Below are 19,427 nucleotides of genomic sequence, written 5' to 3'. Positions count from 1 at the left end.
CAAGTATTGGACAGTAATAGCTTTAACCGTTTTTACCCGAATTTCAATTTATTTTGAGGCGATCAAAAGCTACAGCCTTTGTGTGGCAAAATTCCTGGTTCATTAAAATTGATAGTTTAGCACACTAATTCCGGAAGACCCGAATTAGTAGCAATGAGCATTGGTACTGGGCAACATGGAGAAATCATTGACTTTCTCTATCGGCAAATCGACGCCGCGATTAGGCGTACCGGACATGACTGGATTGTTAGAGCTGTAGCAATTGGTGTGCGATCGCCTCGTGCTGGCAAGTGGGATACGTCTCGCATTCCTGATCTAACCGTTATTCCTACCCAGCAGTGGCGTGAGTTAAGAAACCGTGAGGCGGTGATTGAACTTCACGAACCCCCTCCCATTTTAGTAGTAGAAGTCGTTAGTGAATCGACTAAGACTACTGATTATCGTGCCAAGCGGGTTGAATACAACGTTTTAAACATTCCCGAATATTGGGTGATTGACCCACTGGAATCAAAAGTAACAATTTTTACCCTGATTGAGGAACTGTACGAAGGAGCCGAGTTTGCGGGTACTGAGCCAATTGTTTCCAGTACATTTCCAGAGTTGACGCTGACAGCCGAACAGATTATTCAGGCGGGGGAAATTGACTCTTAGCTTGTCCGACTTAACCAACCCATGCATCTAAGTCGAGGGTGAAGTGATGGGGATGTTGCAAGACAAAAGAGCGACCTTGTTTTTTAAGCTCACCTTGACAGATGACCGGAATCCTAGCTTGATACGCTTTGACAGCAAGTTCGTAGATAGGTTCGGTGAGGTTGAGTTGAATTCGTCGCAGCTTTCCCACAACAATACCCATAAGCGTTACTGTACCCATGGTGGCTCCTTCTTGTACGTTGGTAACGATTCCTTGGAGGGTAATATTTGGCACGTAAGTAACCAGATCGCTAAGGATATCCAGTTGAGATATTTGTTCAGAAATTTCCAGGGTTTGTAAAACCTCAGCCATGCGACGGAGGAAGTCTAAAAATTCTGGTTTTAAGGGTAGTAGAATCTCCAATTCTTCGCCGATTTCATGTTGACGAGTCCAGATAGATGCTGTGTTTTCAAGCTGGCGCACTTCTTGCCAGTGATGCTGCTGGAGATAAGTACGAACTCGTTCCGGTTCCAAGCACTTCAAAATTTCAGGATCTCGCACGGTGACTTTCATCAGGTTTCGCCTGCCTCGATTCGCTGCATTAGGGTTGTTAAAGCCTCTACATTAAAGATATTCTGGCAAGGGATAGAAATTGTCATCGTTGTTTGATTTGAGGTTGGGGGTTGACCTCGTAGAGAAATCCAATAGCCACAGTATTTTAAGCAAAGTTCCTGGGGAGATTGGGTTAGCCAGTTGTCTAACTTATCGGGGACGACGATAACGACTAACAGACGAGGAGTTTGCACATTTTCTACCCTTAAATCATTATAGTTTTTTAAGGGCAGGGAATATCGAATAATATCATGACTAACCAAGTTCACCGAGGTACATTTTACCTGAAGTTCCAGACGGGGATACCGAATGATTCCTGTCCCACTGCCACCCGCAAGGATGATATCAATGCCATCAAAATCCATGGGTTTTGCTGCAATCTGAAAGGAGTAACCCGCCGTTGACGCCACTGCATAGATATAGGCATAGCTGAATTGTTCTTTTCGCTGGTTGATGTCCACTACCCTAAAGGTTTTATGGGGTCACAATATCCGAGTTTAAAATCATAATTATACCTGATATGACTCTAGTTTTAGACTTGTGATAATTAGTATGCGATCGCCTGGAGTGAAAAGACATAGAGTAATTCCGGCGGAACGTCTATAACCACGTCTTCAAGCGGTCAAGAATGATTAAATTTTTATCGGTAAAAGTTGTATAATTGTCTTTTCCATCAGCCCTGATCCTGGAAAAACGTATCGGGATCAATTCCCGATTCTCGTAGTCGCTCAATCAAAGCATCTAACTGAGCTTGTGCAGCTTTGGCTCGTTGTCTGTCCTGTTGAGCTTGCTGTAAAGCTTGGGCTTTTTGGATTCTCTCCTGTTCAGCTCGTTGTCTTTCTTGTTCAGCTCGTTGTCTTTCCCGTTCGGCTTCCGTCAGAATCCAGTTTCCTTGAGCATCATACCAACGTAACCAGAGGCGATTAATCCCTTGAAACTCTCCCTGCCATAATCCCAAACCTAAACCTAATTCACTCATCCATACTCGTCCATCTTGTACCTCTAACTCTTGATAATGCGCTCCATTGAGTTTAAACGCCCGTAGCTGATTGGTGTAACGACTGAAGACGACATAGTAAGGAATATGTAAAATCTGCTCGTAAACCTGCCATTTTCGCGGCGGTTTATCTTCAGTTGAGCGCTGAATGTTTTGTCCATTTCCTACACCTTGTTCCGGCGCAGATTCTCGCCCTTGGGTTACCTGTTCTCCTAAATCTTCCTTCTCGGTTCCAGGTGAGAGCAATTCCACCACAACAAATGGATTGACGCCTTCCTGCCAAACCACATAAGACAGGCGCATATCCACATCATCATACAGTCGCGGTACACCGACAACCCCAAACCAATCTGGGCGCTTGTACCACAGAGGATGACGCACATCATAGTAAAGGTTTAAGTCGCTGGCATAAAAGATCTGCGAAAGGGGATAGTGGGGAGGGCAAAATGTCAAGCTCAATAATTGTGCTTGCCAATCATGGAATTCGTCAGGCAAACCGGGTTCCTCTGGATCTTCACTCGGAAGATCATACATCGTCGGTAGCGTTTCCCTCGGTGAACAAGGTGGATCAGTTTGAGGAACAGGATAGTTGAATGAAACCATGGACGGGAATTGTTAGGAAAACTGGCTCTATCTTAACAATCCTTACTTATGAATAAGGGCGGGTTTTGTTGTTGAGTTATTGGTAATAAGCGAGCGCTAGTTCCTAAACCCGCCCCTACAGTGGCTGGCTTTCGTCCCGACAATTTATCCTTCAACTACGCTTAGGGCATGGTTTTTACGTCTTGCGATCGCTAACTGTAGTGACTCGACTGATTTTAACCCTGATCCTGGAAAAAGGTATCGGGATCAATGCCTGATTCTCGAAGTCGCTCCATCAAAGCATCTAACCGAGCTTGTGTGGCTTCGGCTCGCTGTCTCTCTTGTTCGGCTCGTTGTCTTTCTTGTTCGGCTCGTTGTCTTTCTTGTTCAGCTCGTTGTCTCTCTTGTTCGGCTTCCGTCAGAATCCAGTTTCCTTGAGCATCATACCAACGCAACCAGAGGCGATTAATCCCTTGAAACTCTCCCTGCCATAATCCCAAACCCAAGTCTAACTCACTCATCCATACTCGCCCATCCTGTACCTCTAACTCTTGATAATGGGCTTCATTCAGTTTAAACGCTCGTAGCTGATTGGTGTAACGACTGAATACGACATAGTAAGGAATCTGTAAAATCTGCTCGTAAACCTGCCATTTTCGCGGCGGTTTATCTTCAGTGGGAAGCTGACTCTCTTGCCCATTTCCTTCACCTTGTTCCGGTTCAGAGTCTGGCGCTGGGATTACCTGTTCTCCTAAGTCTTCCCTCTCGGTTCCAGGTGAGAGCAATTCCACGACAACAAACGGATTGACGCCCTCCTGCCAAACCACGTAAGACAAGCGCATATCCACATCATTATACAGTCGCGGTACACCAACAACCCCAAACCAATCCGGACGTTTATGCCACAGAGGATGATGCACATCATAGTAAATGTTCAAGTCGCTGGCATAAAATATCTGTGAAAGGGGATAGTGGGGAGGGCAAAATGTCAAGCTCAACAATTGCGCTTGCCAATCATGGAATTCGTCAGGCAAACCGGGTTCCTCTGGATATTCACTCGGAAGATCATACATCGTGGGTAGCGTTTCTTTGGGTGAACCCAGTGGATCGGTTTGAGAAGCGGGATAGTTGAATGAAACCATGGACGGGAATTGTTAGGAAAACTGGCTTTATCCTAACAATCCCTACTTATGCATAAGGGCGGGTTTTGTTGTTGAGTTATTGGTAACAAGCTAGCGCTAGTTCCTAAATCCGCCCCTACAGTTGCTGGCTTACGTCCCGCCAATTGACCCTTCAACTGCGCTTAGGGCATGGTTTTTACGTCTTGCGATCGCTATTCAATACACCAACTGATACCAAATCCGGGGAACGCTACCCCTGTTATAACCCAGCAGCGATTTCAATCGCCTCCTCTTGCTAGATGTGCCATGAACCCTCTATCCCTATATAATTGGCTCATAAGAATTAACAAAACTTAAGGCGGAATCGGAGAAATAAATGGCACTGATCACCACCGGAAAGACGTTCATTCGGGATTTAGAACAGTCCGGCACATTGGCATTGTACGCTCCCTTAGAAGGAGGATTTGAAGGACGTTATCGGCGACGACTGCGGGCGACGGGTTATACGACGATTTCCCTTTCAGCGAAAGGATTGGGCGATCCAGCGGCTTATCTGACGGGTGTTCACGGTGTTCGTCCGCCGCATCTGGGGAAGAAAACCATCGGTCAAAGCGCTGCGGTGGGTGAGGTTTACTTTATCCCGCCTATCCTGACGTATCAGTTGGAAACCCTACCCCCTAAGTCGAAAGGGATGGTTTTGTGGCTGATTGAGGGCAGTAGTCTGTCGCGCCAAGAACTTGAATATTTCATTGCGTTGCCTAAACAGGAGAAGCGGGTGAAAGTGGCAATTGAAATGGGAGGCGATCGCTATTTCCGTTGGCAGCCGCTTCAGGAAACGTTATCTGAGTTGGCATCCTAATGCTGTAGAGACGTTGCAGGCAACGTCTCTACAATGCCAGCAGTTTGCACCAAAACGTTAAACGTTTTCGGTAAAACCCGCCCCTACAGCCCTGCTCACCAACTGTCGCCACCGTAAACTAGGCGATCGCCAGTGGTGGGTTTGATACCCTTGAGAAGGACTGTAGTAGATTTGGGAACGTTTTTATGCTAGAGAAACGAGATTATACCTTAATCATTGATAAAAGCGGCAGTATGTCCATCCGAGACCAGTATTCTGGGAAAAGCCGCTGGGATGTTATGCAAGAGTCTACTCTGGCTTTAGCAAATAAATGCGAAGAATTTGATCCTGATGGCATTACCATTTACCTATTTTCGGGTCGCTTCAGACGCTATGATGGCGTGACAGCTAATAAAGTCATGCAGGTATTCCAGGAAAATGAGCCATCAGGACGCACAGATTTGGCATCTGTCTTAGAAGATGCCCTCAATAACTATTTTCAGCGCAAAACTAGCGGTCAGACAAAGTTGAATGGTGAAACCCTACTGGTGGTTACGGATGGGGAACCCGATGACCGCAAAGCCGTGATGAAGGTGATTATAGAAGCATCACGCCGAATTGAAAAGGATGAAGAGTTAGCGATTTCTTTTATCCAAATTGGCAGTGATCCTCAAGCCATGAAGTTCCTCAAGATTCTGGATGATGAACTGCAAGGTGCGGGTGCGAAGTTTGACATTGTAGATACGGTAACGATTGAGGATATGGAGGACATGACCTTAACGGACGTGTTGCTCAATGCTGTAATTGATTAGATAACCAAGTGAGCGTGTGTTTTAGAACACAGGGGGTGCATTTACCTCATCTGTGAGTATTATGCTGTTTTGGTTGAGTATCCGATCCTTACCTCAGGCGATCGCTCTTAATAGGCGTCAAGGGATTCGGTGTCAGAGTCTGCAAAAGCAAAGCTGATTAAAATAGAAGATATAGAGGACATGACCGTTGAGGATATGTCCTTAACTGTAATTGTTGATAAAAAAATCTCTCCTAACTGAGAGTTTCGTCTTATGGCAGAATCCCCCGATGACTTATTAGCCCAAATTAAAGCCGAATATCAAGAAAAAGATCAGGGAAAACCCCCGGAGAAAAAACCTCTGTTGGATGAGGATGACTTGAAATCACCCCCAACGAATTCGTCAACCTATCAACCTATTTCCTCGTCCCAATCTTCGCGATCGCCTGTAGAAGATGCTATGCTTTCAGAACTGAAGGCTGAGTTTGAGGAGCAAGAACACGAAGCCGAACGAAAACGACAGCAGCAACGGCAAGAAGAAGAACTCAAGGCAAAACAACGAGAACAACGCAAACGGGACGCTCTGAAGCAACAAGCCCAAGATTGGTTAAATAATTTAAAGCCACATTCTGATGAGGGGCTTTGGTTTGAAGAGTTTTCCTATAGCTATTCTTCCAAACTGGAAGCCGCGATGGATTATCTGCAAGCACTGCGGGAAACGCCATGATTGTAGAGACGTTGCATGCAACGTCTCTACTTAATTTAGAGGCAGGTGTATGGGTAGTTCGATGATAAATTCTGTTCCTTGACCGGGTTCAGACTGATAACTCAGTTTACCGCCGTGTTTTTCGACAATAATCGCATGGGCGATTGATAACCCCAAGCCTGTACCAACCCCCACAGGTTTAGTGGTAAAGAATGGATCAAGGATGTTTTTTTGTAAGGTTTTGGGAATACCAATACCATTGTCAGCAATGCGAATAATCACAGAAGCCGAATTTTGATCAGTGTCGTCAACTGTCTTTCCTCTAATTTCTGCCTTGTTTTCGGGACTCAGTATGTCTTCATATCGAGTCGATAGACCCTGATTATCGGGCGTGATCACGCTAGTTTGAATCGTAATCCTTTTATGACAGTCTAAATGGGGATAATGTTTTTCCTTCTGTTCCAAAGCGTCAATGGCATTATTGAGTAAATTCATAAACACCTGATTAAGCTGACTGGGATAACATTGAATCCGAGGAAGTTGACTATAGTCTTTGATGATCTGTATTTCTTTGGGAAAGACGGTCTTTTTTAATCGATGCTGTAAAATAAGCAGAGTGCTATCGATTCCTTCATGAATATTCACCAACTTCTGTTCGGCTTCATCTAAACGCGAGAAGTTGCGTAAAGACAGAATAATTTCCCGGATACGTTCTGCTCCATCTTGCATGGAATTGAGCAGGTTAGGAAAGTCTGCTTTTAAGAAATTCAGATCCATCCTCTCAATCTGTTCGTGGATTTCGGGTACAGGTTCTGGATAGTGTTTGCCATAGAGGTCGATCAAATTGAACAGCTCTAGGGTATAGTCGTGAGCATAAGTAATATTGCCATAGATAAAGCTAATTGGATTATTAATTTCATGAGCGATACCCGCCATCATCTGACCCAAACTAATCATTTTTTCATTTTGAACCAGTTGAGCTTGAGTGTTTTTTAGTTGGCGTAATACCTGCTTGAGTTTTTTGTTTTTGAGTTTTAATCGACGTTCCGACTGGCGCAAAGCTTCTCTAATTTGCTTCTGCTCATTAATATCACGACCTTCTGGAATCAAGAGTACCACTTGTCCGGTTTCATCAGTCACGGGTTTGAGGGAAAAATCAATCGTGATTACCTGGTTATTCGCGCCAATAACCTCTACTTCATAGCGCACAAATTCACCCGCCGCCGCCGCCGCGATCGCATGTTTTAATTGTTCCTGAATTTCTGATGAATGACTCCACCATTTAGTTTGCCAAAATGGACGCCCCGCCACGTCTTCACGCCGCAATCCACCAAAATTTAATGCGGTTTGATTGGCTTCTAAAACCGTACCATCGGGTTTAAGCAAACCAATAAATTGAAACGTTGCATCAAAAATCGCCCTGAATCGCCGTTCACTCTCTCGCAACGCATTTTCCGCCTGTTGGCGTTGCGTGGATTCCTGATGGGTATCGCTAATATCGGTAATCATCCTCAACACACCGACAAACTCACCCTGAGCGTTTAAAATCGGTGTAGCAGACACAATTGCCCATAACTCTGAGCCATCTTTACGGCGAAACTTAAACGGGTGGCGTTCGTGGATTCCGTGGCGACGACGTAAGACATAGGTTGAATAAAGAGGACGACTTTCTGCATCCATGAAATCAAACAGCGATCGCCCGATCATTTCTTCGACGCGATAACCCAGCATTTCCGCCATACGAGAATTAGCAAAAATGGTTTGGCTGTTCACATCAAACATCCAAACCCCCTCTGACGCCGTTTCCACCATCAGGTGATAGAGTGCATCAGATTCCTGAATGGTTTCTGAGGGTTGTACCGTGTGGCTAACGTGACCCTCAGGTTGACGCTGGCTAATATCCAGGATGATTCCATCCAGCCAGAGAAGTTGTCCAGTTTCGTCAAAAATTCCTTGTCCTTTGTCACAAATCCAAACCACAGCTCCATCCGATCGCACAATCCGATATTCCAACCAATAAGGCTGTTGAGTGGTTAGCTGTTTTTCGAGAGCTTGTTCAATAATTGGTTTATCATCAGGATGAATAATACTTATCAAAGACCGTTCTCGATTTTTAATAAAATCACTGGCTGGATAACCGCAAATATCCTGGATAGCTGGAGTAATAAACCGTGTTGTCCACTGGGAATCCCAAGCGCGGCGATAAATCGCACCGGGAATATTTGCTACCAGATGACTTAAACCTGTTCCATTGGGTTCTGATCCCTGGAGGGTGGGGTGATTGAGTTCAGTTAAATCGAGAAATGTTGGTTGTTCTACCATTGTTGTTGCTAGACTTTAGGACGTGATTCAACTCAGCAAGAGTGATGAGTGACGTTAACCGGATGGAGAATTGCTCTAAAAAAACTTACTTTTTAGCACAAAACCTGGATCATTATCAAGTTGCATTGAACCAGAGCTAATCTTTTTCCGAGTGCAGCTCGGCGGAAATACAGCCCTTTGCGCTGTCATAAAGTACAGTAGCTCAAAATCCCCCTTTTTAAGGGGGATTTAGGGGGATCGACAATGTACCGCATAGCAGAGCAAACTGCTGGAACTATCTAGTTAAAAAAGGTGCAACAGCTTACTATACAAGCGTTCTTCCCTTCTGACTGGTTGGTGAGCCTGTCGAACCACTGCCTGTTTACACTAGCAACATATTGCCGATGAAAAATGTCAATGTTTTCGGTTGAATTCAGGAACATCGGCAGAGTCTTCTCGTTCCCCTTGGGTATTCCCGCAGGATAGAGTAACCCCACTTATCGGGTTAGCTTAGAGATTTGGTGCAATCCTGATTGACGCCGACACGCTCCTGGCTGTGCTGTTGTCCTGGCTAACTACATTTAAATGAAACGGCTAACCAACTTTGTCCCTGTAGGCACAACTCATCCGTTATCCTTACCCCTCCAGTCTTAACCAACAATTTTCGGTCTTGTGGTGGCAGCTAAAAGGATTTGTTGATATTACTATTATGGATGATATTTAGCCACTCTTTCATCAGGAATTACTATTCTTTCAATAATTGAAATGTATAAAACAGCCGTAACTTAAAAAGAAAGCATAATCGGAGACTGAAATAGAGGAAACCTATTGATTCCATTCTTCGCGCGTTCGGAGCAAATTTTCACGGATAGTAATTGTTGTGGGATGGTTATTACCCAGCAGGCGTTTACATAACTCCAAGGCTTGCAGCAACAAAGGTTCGGCTTTAAGCTGTTATGCGTTTAAATTGGGTATTAGTAGCGAGGAAGATGCTCGCACTACTTGATGGGCGCACGCCATGCGCCCCTACAATTTTAATCTACCCATTAAGGTGTGCCACGCCGCCATCGTGGGGAGAGCGTTCGCGAAGCATTCCCGAAGGGTAGTAGGAACCCGAGTCGGGGCGGGTTTAGTTACCTCTGGGTGCAACCAAAAAGATGTTTCACCCTCATCCCCTAACCCCTTCTCCCATCAAGGGAGAAGGGGGATCGGATTCTCTTGCTCCCCTCTCCCCAGAGTGGGAGAGGGGCTGGGGGTGAGGGGTTTCTTCTCATTCCCCACCCACTTACTTAATTCTTCCTCAAAGCTAAAGCTTGTGGGCAATAACTTGTTTAGTCACTCGAATCAAATGATAAGCACCTTTGTTATCAATGATGGTATATTCACTAGGTTTGAGCCATTCTTCTTTAAGTCGATTAAATCGCTTAGATTCAATTAAAACCAGAGTTGAAGGAGGATTAGGCTCAATTTTAGCGATGTCCTCAATGTAGGCAATAAACTTATGTTCTTCATCAAAATAATTAACCGATCGCTCGGCATAAAATACGACACTGGGCTTTTCAAACCCCATCATCACTAACTCTTCTGACGGTTGGTTCACCTCAGCCGCGATCGCAGATAATTCTCGTAGGGGAAGCTGACGTTCCTGATCCAATAGAAAAGCAGCCGGGGAAACCACGAGGATAATAAACGCCACAAACGCCACCAAATTAATCGTTCCTAACCAACGCCACCCTCGACGCCTACATAAGGCAATCACCGCCGCTACCGCCGCCATTCCCCAGAGGATACCTCCCCGTAAGGGTAATCCTGACGCTTGCAAGGTTTCCGATAAGTTCAGCGCCGCCGGATCATAGCCAATGAAATTAGGACTATACCAAATTGCCCCAGCGATGACGCCAAGAAGAATCACATTAAATCCAGCACTCAACCGTAACCCCCATAGACGCTGAGGACGGGGATAGGTGAGTAAATCACTAGCTAATAATGCCACCAAAATCGCCGCCGCAGGCATTAAGGGTAAGACATAACTGGGAAGTTTGGTGACAGCGATCGTAAAGAAGCCAAACACCCCTGCAAACCAACACAAGGCAAATAAACCCAACTGACTCGCACGAGGGGACGAACGCCATCGGTTAACCTGCCAAAACCGTAATCGGGCGATCGCTAAAGGTAAATAACAGGACCAAGGGGCAAACCCGACTAACACAACCAGAAAATAGAAATACCATGGCGCCCAATGGTGATTTACCACCCCGACAAAGCGTTCAATATTGTGATAGCCAAAAAACTTTTCGATATAATCTTCGCCATTCGCCAAGGTAACTAACACATACCAGGGAATTGCCAGGACACCAATAATACCCAATCCCCAAAACAGGCGCATTTCCCGCACCACTTGCCAAAACTTCCCCAGATACACCAAAAATGCGCCAATAATTAATCCAGGGAGGACAATTCCCACCGGTCCTTTGGCAAGAATTGCTAAGGCAATTAATATATAAAATGCCAAATACCAACCGGAGGCAAATCCTAAGAGGGGTTTTCCCTCTCTACGGTGTCGGCTATCTTGCGCCCCCGCTTCCTGTCTCCTGGTTTCCCCTTGCACATAGCCAATAAAGAACGATAAAAGAGCGGTTCCCATACAGCCAGAGAGTAGCATATCCGAAACCCCAGTCCGCGCCCAAACCAAAGTTATCGGATTCAATGCAATCAATGTCGCCCCAATTGCCGCTGATAACCAGCGCTGGCGTTCTGGATTGACGAGTTTTGAGGTGTCTTCTAATTCAGTGGAATTTTCATCAACCAGAGTACGGGGACGGGAAATACCAAAATAGCGTAGCGTATAAAAGCCCAAAACCGTTAGCGCGATCGCACTCATCGCCGAGGGAAGTCGTACCGCCCATTCATTAACGCCGATGAGGTGATAACCAATCGCCATCAACCAGTAGACTAAGGGCGGTTTATCAAAGCGAGTCTCCTCATTAAAATACGGTGTAATCCAGTCTCCTGTCACCGTCATTTGGCGGGCGGCTTCCGCGAATAAGGGTTCCGTTTCATCAACTAAACCCGTACTGCCTAAGTGCCACAAAAACGCCACCCAGCAAATCGCCGCTAACCCTAAAACCGAGTACATCCACAAACGAGTTGGATGCTTTTCCCAAACATTCCACCACTTTGTCACTGGTTGAGCGATCCTATCCTTAGATTCAACTTCCACTACTTTGTCACGAAAGGGCAACATTAACTCTCAACGTCTCCAACTTAATTTAGCCAGAAGCGCGATCGCAATATACCCCTTCCCTGACTGGGACAACCCCGTCAAGTTCCTTATCCAACAAGATCGTCATTCGTCATTCGTCATTCGTCATTTGTCCTTTGTAAGGGTTTGAGGCGGGTTTACAAAACTTGGATATACCGTAGTGGCGTGGCACAGCTAAAATAGGGCTTTGTTTGTAGTAAGTACTTTAGTGCTTTAACGCATAGCTGGAGAGGGCTAAAGCCCTTACTACAAGCCTCATCTAATCCACCAAATAAGGTGTGCCAAGCCACCATCGTGGGTTGAGCGAAGTCGAAACCCACCCGCCTTAACCCTAATACGGCTGCAAAACTAACTCCCATTCGCCCGTTTTTTTATTCCAGACGGGTACAGGCGTCTCTCCAATCACATAAGGTCCCCAATACAAACGAGAACCATCTTGGGCGAACGCCACCACAATATCTCCGTTTTCCAGAATCAGATCATCTTGGGGAAGAGAAAGAATCAGCCCTTGGCTTCCTCCTTCCATAGGGGAAAAATCCCAGTGGGCGGGTTTGGCGTCAGCCTTTGAATCCGTTTGACGTTCTAGCAGCGCCACCCGCACCGGATGTTCCGTGGAATTGCTGACTCGCAACCCTCCTTTTTGCGCCGCTAGTGCAACGGGATCAAGGGGGGGAGAGGGTGAAGCCTCTGGGGAGGGTAACGGTGAAGAGAGTGGTGATAGTGCTGGTGATAAGGGTTGAGCCGTTTCCACCTCAGCAACCTCTGGTGATTGGCTCACCGAAGGTAATGATGCTGTATCTGAGGATTGGGGTTCTATCCAAACCTTGAACTCAAATAATCCCAGTCCCAGTCCAGCCATACCTAAGAGGAGTACGATGATAAATACTGGATATAGCATATAGTTTAGTCGTTTCATTCGTTTTGAGGGGATTGACTCTGCACCACTGCGTCTGTGGGGGGTGCTAACAAAATGAATTGCCAGCCCCCTACTCTCATTGAAACAAGCTTGACCAAAACCGTGTTATTTTGCACAAAAGGCTAAGTGGTTAAGGTCTGTGTGTGGTTGCTTTCTGGTTGATCGATGCAAAATACTCGTCTGAATACTCTCGTCGATGTGATCTTGGCAAGGTTAGCCCAGTGGTTTACCAATCCCTGGCGACGCCTGTCCATAATTTTGCTGGGACTACTGTCAGGCGTTTTCCTCGGTAGTGCTATCTCAACGACAGCCGGACAGACGGCTGATTGGGATGTGATTGCGGCTGGGATTTTAATTATTTTCACGGAAACGGTGAGCCGGATTGTTTATGGCAGAAATCGCCAGCGTTTGCCTTCTGTGAGCAGAGCATCTCGATTGTCATGGTTTCTGGAAACAGTGAATGCGCTGAAAATTGGTTTGGTTTATAGCATGTTTTTGGAAGCGTTTAAACTGGGTTCATAGTGTCTTATGTCTTATGTCATTGGTTAGCCAATAGGGTCAGATGTAGTTTTTAGTTATGTGTATGGGCGGGTTTGACTATTATCGTTTCTTACCTCACCCAGATGTCACTAAACCCGCCCCGACTAAGTTGTGCGTAGGGGCAGATTTGACGATTATTCATTCCCTAATCTAAATGTTTTTCAAGTTTCCCTAACTCCCCTATCATTCATAATTCATACTCATGGTTCAAACAATTCAAGCAGAAAACATAACTCTGCGGGAACTGATCACCCTCTATGGACTTCAACTCGTTGAAGATGAGCAATTTTTCCGAGAGTGGCAAGATAACCTTCCTGAACTCACCAACCAGGAAAAACAGCTATTGGATCAGATAAAAGCTGGCTACATTAATTTGCGGAATTATCCGCCCTTGTTAGAAAATACGGTTAATATCGCTGTTTTGTCGCCTTTACTTTTTGTCGGGCAGTTTTATTTGCCTCCTTTTCACATTAAACTAGAAAAATCTGTACAAATTGCTACAGAAGATGGTGGCTCAGTCATTAAAGGACGAATAGACGTTTTGCTTCTGAATGAGCAATTTTGGGTGAGTGTGATTGAATCGAAACAGGTGGCTTATTCGGTAGAAGCGGGACTCGACCAAATTCTTGCCTATATGCTAGCAACTCCCCACCCAGAAAAACCTGTTTTTGGGATGATTACCTCCGGCGGTAGCTTTATGTTTATTAAACTGGTTAAAGGTGAACCCCCGCAGTACGGAACGTCTGATATTTTTGATATTCGCAATCGTGGCAACGAATTATATAATGTTTTGAGTATTTTGAAACGCTTAGGTCAAATGGCACTAACTTAAGGCGGGTTCTGTTGATACGCTATCGGTGAGGGAGGGCGGGTTTTGTTGATAGGCTATCGGTGACAAGCCAATTGAGTTCCTAAACCCGCCCCTACAATTGTAATTGTGGCTAAACCCGTCCCTACCCTAAGACTTATGACTCATCCCGTTTCCCCGTCTCCCTCCCTCGGTGATATTCTTAACCAATGGATCGCCGGAAAATCACCTAATTCATCGGCTTGGCAAACATTAGTAACATCGGAATTAACACCACCGGAACGGGCGAAAGCGTTTGGAATTACGCCAGATAACGTAACGGAAAAATTACGGGCGCGATCGCGTCTTCTTCTCTCTGTCTATACTGATGTTCTGGCTTTGCCTTCCTTTGCCCAGAAAATTCAGAAAAATCAAGAACATTCAGAGTCAATTCAAACGAATATTCTCCTATCTCTGTGGCGATTATGGATTCCGTTGGCAATACAGTTGGCGGATTCTCAAAAAGAGTTAGGGCGTCCCCTAATTCAGGGAATATTAGGCGGACAGGGAACGGGAAAAACTACATTGGCGGTTGTATTAAAATTAATTTTAGCCCAGTTAGAATATCGCACCCTTAGCCTTTCAATTGATGACCTTTATAAAACCTATCAAGAACGACAGCAACTGCGAGAACACGATCCGCGTCTGATTTGGCGGGGTCCACCGGGAACCCATGATGTGGAGTTGGGAGTGCAGGTATTAGATGAGTTGCGATCGCAGAATTCCTCTGACTCTATTCTCGTCCCCCGCTTTGATAAATCCGCTTGGCAAGGTGCAGGCGATCGCACGGATTTTGAACCTGTACAAAAGGCGGATATTGTGTTGTTTGAAGGCTGGTTTGTCGGGGTGCGTCCCGTGGCGGCGACTGTGTTTGAGGGAATGACTCCAGCACCTATTAAAACAGAGAGCGATCGCGCGTTTGCACGGGATATGAATGAACGGCTTAAACAGTATTTACCTTTGTGGGAACGCTTAGACCATTTAATCGTACTTTACCCCATTGATTATCGCCTAAGTTTGCAGTGGCGGCGTCAGGCGGAGGCGGAAATGATCGCGACGGGCAAATCGGGGATGAGTGACTCACAAATTAATGAGTTTGTCAAGTATTTTTGGAAAGCATTGCATCCAGAATTATTTATTACACCATTAATTCACAATCCAGATTGGGTGGATTTAGTCATTGAAATTAATCCCGATCATGCACCGGATCGGGTTTATCATCCTGAATAATAGCTTGGATACTTATACCAAATCCGGGGAACATTACCCTCGTTATAACTTAGTCCGCGCAGGCGGACTTTGTTTGTGTAGCAGCGATTTCAATCGCCTTGATTGTTGGCTGAGTATAAAATAATATCTAACATAATCATCTATTATCCGTATTATCAGAGTTGGTCAATTCTGTTTCTGGAAAATTTTCTACCCATGCTATATCTGTTGCACACACATTCTATTCACTTTGTCAATACGTAAGTTCTAAATTAAACTGGCGATACAATCAAACTAAACACCTTTTCGCTCAATCGCTACCATCATGACATCCACGCCAACTCAATGTGAGAACCTGCAAACCCAAGTAGACAGTCTTCTGCAATTACTACATCAAGAGCCATCATTACGCGCCTCCCAGGATATCACCGCTGTGCAAGCCTCTCTACAAAAAGCCATTTCTCCCACATTTGAGATTGTATTTGCGGGTGCATTTAGTGCGGGTAAATCGATGCTAATTAACGCACTATTGGAACGAGAACTGCTTTATAGCGCCGAGGGACACGCCACAGGTACAGAATGTTATATCGCTTATGCGGATACAAATCAAGAACGAGTGGTACTGACATTTTTGAGTGAAACGGAGATTCGAGAACAGGCGGTAGCATTATGTCAAAAGTTGGGATTATCCGCCGCCGCAAAAGCCGCGAATCATATTCATCAACCGGATGAAATTAATACTTTACGCCAAGGATGTCAAGAGATTATCCAACAAGAAGGGGGAGAAAGTAAGTCAGAACGCGCCAAACAAGCAAAGGCATTGGACTTGCTAATGGCAGGGTTTTTAGCAAACCGCGATCGCATCCATTCTACCAGCCATGCGACGTATTCGATGGAACAGTTTGACTTTTCTAATCTCAAAGAAGCAGCGGGTTATGCGCGTCGGGGGAGTAATAGTGCGGTTCTCAAGCGGATTGAATATTATTGCCATCATCCCTTATTACAAGATGGTAATGTTTTAATTGATATGCCAGGAATTGATGCACCTGTTCAGCAAGATGCCCAGTTAACCTATACCAAGATAGAAAATTCCGAAACCTCCGCCGTGGTTTGTGTCTTGAAACCCGCCTTAGCCGGGGATATGACAACGGAGGAAACGCAACTACTGGAGACGATTCGCAATAATCCAGGAATTCGCGATCGCGTCTTTTATATTTTCAATCGCATTGATGAAACCTGGTATAACAACCAGTTGCGACAGCGCTTAGATGATTTAATTCGTAGCCAATTCTGGGATACACCCAAGGTTCACAAAACCAGCGGATTACTGGGATTTTATGGCAGTCAAATCAAGCATTCCACAGAACGCGATCCCTTTGGCTTAGATTCTATTTTAGCGGAAGCTTTCAGAGAGACAGGTATTCAAGAGGAAACGCCACAATTCGTGAATGAATTTAATCGGTATTGTGGTTCGGGTAAATTGGTTGGTAGTGAGTTTAAGACTTCTGTCAGGGGTTATGAAACGCCAGCAGAGAACTATGTGCGGATACTTAGTGAATGGGGAATACCACTGATTGAGAAACTGATTCAAGATAGTGGAATTGAAGAGTTTCGCACATCCATTACGCGCTATCTTACCGAGGAAAAGCGTCCGCAGTTATTTGCTAATCTAGCGGATGACTTACAACCGTTCTGTATTAATCTCAAGAAACATTATCTGGGAATTCAGCGAGATTTAGACAGTCAACCTCACGAAATAGAGGCGATGAAAGCCCAGGAGTTAGAACGGCTGAATCAGGAATTGCAGCAGGTAGGAAGGGAGTTTTGTATTCACATCGCTAAAGAAGTAAATCAGGCGGTAACGAATAGCTGTAATGCCTTTGAGATAGAATTTCGCCAACTCCAACATCAAATGATTCAACGTCTCGATGGGTTACTTAATACATTCTCAGTCGCCCAAGCCTATAGTCGCGCCACTCGCAGCCATCCCCGCAATGCAACCGCACCTTTAATTGCGGTTTTAGTCGAGGCGCTTTATGATTTGGCGAATCAGTTAGAAGATGTTTTAGTTAAAGCATCTCAACAGGTAGCCTCTCACTTTTTTGCTTATCTGATGGAACAAATACGCCGTCGTGAATATTACCGTCAACTCTATCGATTATTGGGAAATGATGGCGGAATTGAGCAACAGTTAAAGGCGGTGGAAAAGCTAGTCTGTCAGGCGTTAGCCAGTGAAGCGCGAACAGAGTGCGATAGATATGTGCGAGAAAGTCCCCGTTTTTATGATGAAGGGACATTTTCAATTTATCAATTCCGGCAAACCTTAGAGCAAACCTCACAGGGGTATGATGCTGAAAGTATGATTGCAGCCGAACCCGCGATTCGACAGTTATTGAAATTAGATTTTGAACCCAAAGTCGAGGCAACAATTCGCCGCAATTTCCGCCAAACTATGAATCAAACTCTGAAAACCATGTTACTACATAAGGCAGATGAACAGGCGGATAGTATTTTACAGGAATATCCCAATGCCCGTGCTTATTTAGAGCAAACCTTAGAACAAGAGGCGGAGGAAAAAATTAATCAAAATCAGCGAATGCAAGAGGAAGTTAAGCAAAAGATTGCGGGTTATAATCAAGCGGTTACTGGGATTAATCGTTGTTTACAGGCGATGAAATTAGACAGGCATCATCAATTACCGACGATTGAGGAATCAGATTTAAGTGTAGTGCCAATTTCCGATGACGTGGATAACTTAGCTGAGAATACAGTAGTCTCAGCAGATTCTGATCTACAATGAAACAAAAATAAGTTTGCTTGAAAGTCTAGAACTAGATATGACCGATCAATTTAAGCCGTTAGATGATATCGCTGAAGATCAACAGACTGTTTTGTCCTTTAACAATTCCATGTACAAAGTCGGAGAATTTATGGGACAAATGAAGAGTGCATTTCAAGTAACAGGTATTCCTGCCTGTTCTCAAAACTTACAGAATAGAGGTGGAGTACCGTATGCAAGCTCAAGGGACGCAAATTCATGGCTTAAACAAGGTGTAAATTGTGAGTTACTGAAACCTGGTAGCAATGGCTGGAAAAAAGGAAAAGTGAGGATAAAAATGATTCTAGAGTTTTGCCCTGATGAACCAGAAGTGGAGGAAATCTCTGAAAGCCAAGAACCCAAAATTCCCCAGCCAGAATCGCCCCTAGATGATTTACGTCAGAGGATAAACCAAGAAAATCAACCAGAAAACCAATAAACAAAACACCGCCAATTTCCATATCTTGTAGGGGCGCAAGGCTTGCGCCCGAAATCCCCACCATGTTATCTGTGTAGGTTGGGTTGAGGAACGAAACCCAACTTCCATGATTTTTTGTTGGGTAACGCTGACGCTCTAGCCAACCTACAATAACTTAGATTTTTGATTAAAATAGCCAGTAGGGTGCGTTAGCGTTCGCGCAGCGTTCCCGGAGGGTAGCGTAACGCACCATTTCTCTAAAGGAGATGATAAATGAACAATAAAAACCATTTAAAACGCCTACAGCAAGATGAAATAGTATCTTTATCTGAGGATTCTTTGTCAATTTTAATTGCACATCCCACGTTTAAAGTAAGTGAATTCATTAAAGCAATGATTAACTTACTTATAAACAATGATAATGTCCTAAAGTATTCAGTCCAGCAAAAACGACGAGATATAGAAGAAGTAAATGGTTGGTGGAATGAGGGAATACAATGTCAAGTTCTCACCCATGAGGGCAAGGGGTGGCAGAATGGCAAAGTTAGACTAACTCTAGAGTTTTGTCCTGATGAACCTGAAATTGAAGAAACATCAGCAAGCAATGAACCTGAAATTTCCCAGCCAGAATCGCCGCTTGATGATTTGCGTCAGAGGATCAACCAAGACAATCAATCAGACAACCAGTAAACAAAACGGGGTCTTCCGGACTTAGTGTGCTAAACTATTAACGTAGTGTCCCTAAAATCCAGGCTAGGAATTGTGAAAAGAGAAATAACAAAACTCCTTAACTTACCAGGAGTCATAGTTGAAAAAATCCAAGAGGCAGAAGGAACATT

At 44.8% G+C, this 19,427-nt stretch carries 18 protein-coding genes; 10 read left to right on the top strand and 8 right to left on the bottom strand.

Annotated features, from left to right (window positions below):
- Window positions 1-153 precede the first annotated feature (153 nt).
- The gene (locus RIG66_RS03070; protein WP_446375100.1) at window positions 154-651 is read left to right on the top strand and encodes a Uma2 family endonuclease; all 498 of its coding nucleotides are present in this window, start codon (window positions 154-156) and stop codon (window positions 649-651) included.
- 10 nt (window positions 652-661) lie between these two features.
- On the opposite strand, the gene RIG66_RS03065 is transcribed toward RIG66_RS03070, so the two are convergent.
- From RIG66_RS03065 to RIG66_RS03050, 4 genes are all read right to left on the bottom strand, one after another.
- A complete protein-coding gene (locus tag RIG66_RS03065) occupies window positions 662-1,204 on the bottom strand; it encodes a hypothetical protein (RefSeq protein ID WP_446375098.1) in 543 nt (180 codons plus the stop codon).
- Complete coding sequence (locus tag RIG66_RS03060) at window positions 1,204-1,704, bottom strand: DUF4365 domain-containing protein (protein ID WP_446375096.1); 501 nt, start codon at window positions 1,702-1,704, stop codon at window positions 1,204-1,206. Before RIG66_RS03060 ends, RIG66_RS03065 begins: the two co-directional genes overlap by 1 nt.
- A 212-nt stretch (window positions 1,705-1,916) precedes the next feature.
- Window positions 1,917-2,843, bottom strand: coding sequence for a Uma2 family endonuclease (locus RIG66_RS03055; RefSeq protein WP_446375094.1), 927 nt, complete (start codon window positions 2,841-2,843; stop codon window positions 1,917-1,919).
- 215 nt (window positions 2,844-3,058) lie between these two features.
- A complete protein-coding gene (locus RIG66_RS03050) occupies window positions 3,059-3,964 on the bottom strand; it encodes a Uma2 family endonuclease (RefSeq protein ID WP_446375092.1) in 906 nt (301 codons plus the stop codon).
- Between the two features lie 355 nt (window positions 3,965-4,319).
- Here RIG66_RS03050 and ndhN point away from each other — a divergent pair, with 355 nt between their 5' ends.
- From ndhN to RIG66_RS03035, 3 genes are all read left to right on the top strand, one after another.
- Window positions 4,320-4,802: an NAD(P)H-quinone oxidoreductase subunit N gene (gene ndhN, locus RIG66_RS03045; protein ID WP_446369634.1), complete on the top strand. Its 483-nt coding sequence runs from the start codon at window positions 4,320-4,322 to the stop codon at window positions 4,800-4,802.
- Window positions 4,803-4,987: 185 nt separating this feature from the next.
- Entirely contained in the window at window positions 4,988-5,593 is a 606-nt protein-coding gene (locus RIG66_RS03040) for a vWA domain-containing protein (protein WP_446375089.1), read from the top strand.
- A gap of 252 nt (window positions 5,594-5,845) precedes the next feature.
- Window positions 5,846-6,298, top strand: coding sequence for a salt stress protein, Slr1339 family (locus RIG66_RS03035; protein WP_446375087.1), 453 nt, complete (start codon window positions 5,846-5,848; stop codon window positions 6,296-6,298).
- 30 nt (window positions 6,299-6,328) lie between these two features.
- Here RIG66_RS03035 and RIG66_RS03030 read toward each other — a convergent pair whose 3' ends face one another.
- The 4 genes from RIG66_RS03030 to RIG66_RS03015 form a co-directional block, all read right to left on the bottom strand.
- Complete coding sequence (locus RIG66_RS03030; RefSeq protein ID WP_446375085.1) at window positions 6,329-8,599, bottom strand: PAS domain S-box protein; 2,271 nt, start codon at window positions 8,597-8,599, stop codon at window positions 6,329-6,331.
- Window positions 8,600-9,884: 1,285 nt separating this feature from the next.
- Complete coding sequence (locus tag RIG66_RS03025) at window positions 9,885-11,822, bottom strand: ArnT family glycosyltransferase (RefSeq protein WP_446375083.1); 1,938 nt, start codon at window positions 11,820-11,822, stop codon at window positions 9,885-9,887.
- A gap of 155 nt (window positions 11,823-11,977) precedes the next feature.
- Window positions 11,978-12,199 (bottom strand): hypothetical protein, encoded by a 222-nt coding sequence (locus tag RIG66_RS03020; protein ID WP_446375081.1) that lies wholly within the window; start codon window positions 12,197-12,199, stop codon window positions 11,978-11,980.
- The gene (locus RIG66_RS03015) at window positions 12,172-12,756 is read right to left on the bottom strand and encodes a hypothetical protein (protein ID WP_446375079.1); all 585 of its coding nucleotides are present in this window, start codon (window positions 12,754-12,756) and stop codon (window positions 12,172-12,174) included. The genes RIG66_RS03020 and RIG66_RS03015 overlap by 28 nt, the downstream gene beginning before the upstream one ends.
- 165 nt (window positions 12,757-12,921) lie before the next feature.
- On the opposite strand from RIG66_RS03015, the gene RIG66_RS03010 reads away from it, so the two are divergent.
- From RIG66_RS03010 to RIG66_RS02985, 6 genes are all read left to right on the top strand, one after another.
- On the top strand, window positions 12,922-13,278 hold the full coding sequence (locus tag RIG66_RS03010) for a DUF565 domain-containing protein (RefSeq protein ID WP_446375077.1): 357 nt from the start codon (window positions 12,922-12,924) through the stop codon (window positions 13,276-13,278).
- 220 nt (window positions 13,279-13,498) lie between these two features.
- Window positions 13,499-14,128, top strand: a complete 630-nt coding sequence (locus RIG66_RS03005; RefSeq protein ID WP_446375075.1) for a restriction endonuclease subunit R — start codon at window positions 13,499-13,501, stop codon at window positions 14,126-14,128.
- A 135-nt stretch (window positions 14,129-14,263) separates the two neighbouring features.
- Window positions 14,264-15,373 carry a glycerate kinase gene (locus RIG66_RS03000; RefSeq protein ID WP_446375073.1) on the top strand — a complete coding sequence of 370 codons (1,110 nt, stop codon included), beginning with the start codon at window positions 14,264-14,266 and terminating at the stop codon, window positions 15,371-15,373.
- Window positions 15,374-15,677: 304 nt separating this feature from the next.
- On the top strand, window positions 15,678-18,152 hold the full coding sequence (locus tag RIG66_RS02995; RefSeq protein ID WP_446375071.1) for a dynamin family protein: 2,475 nt from the start codon (window positions 15,678-15,680) through the stop codon (window positions 18,150-18,152).
- A 37-nt stretch (window positions 18,153-18,189) separates the two neighbouring features.
- Window positions 18,190-18,609 carry a KGK domain-containing protein gene (locus RIG66_RS02990; protein ID WP_446375069.1) on the top strand — a complete coding sequence of 140 codons (420 nt, stop codon included), beginning with the start codon at window positions 18,190-18,192 and terminating at the stop codon, window positions 18,607-18,609.
- A 252-nt stretch (window positions 18,610-18,861) separates the two neighbouring features.
- On the top strand, window positions 18,862-19,278 hold the full coding sequence (locus tag RIG66_RS02985) for a KGK domain-containing protein (protein WP_446348803.1): 417 nt from the start codon (window positions 18,862-18,864) through the stop codon (window positions 19,276-19,278).
- Window positions 19,279-19,427 lie beyond the last annotated feature (149 nt).

The sequence above is a fragment of the Coleofasciculus sp. E2-BRE-01 genome, from assembly GCF_040221695.1.
In the GTDB taxonomy this organism is placed as follows: Bacteria; Cyanobacteriota; Cyanobacteriia; order Cyanobacteriales; family Coleofasciculaceae; genus Coleofasciculus.
This window is presented reverse-complemented; position numbering and strand designations above follow the sequence as displayed.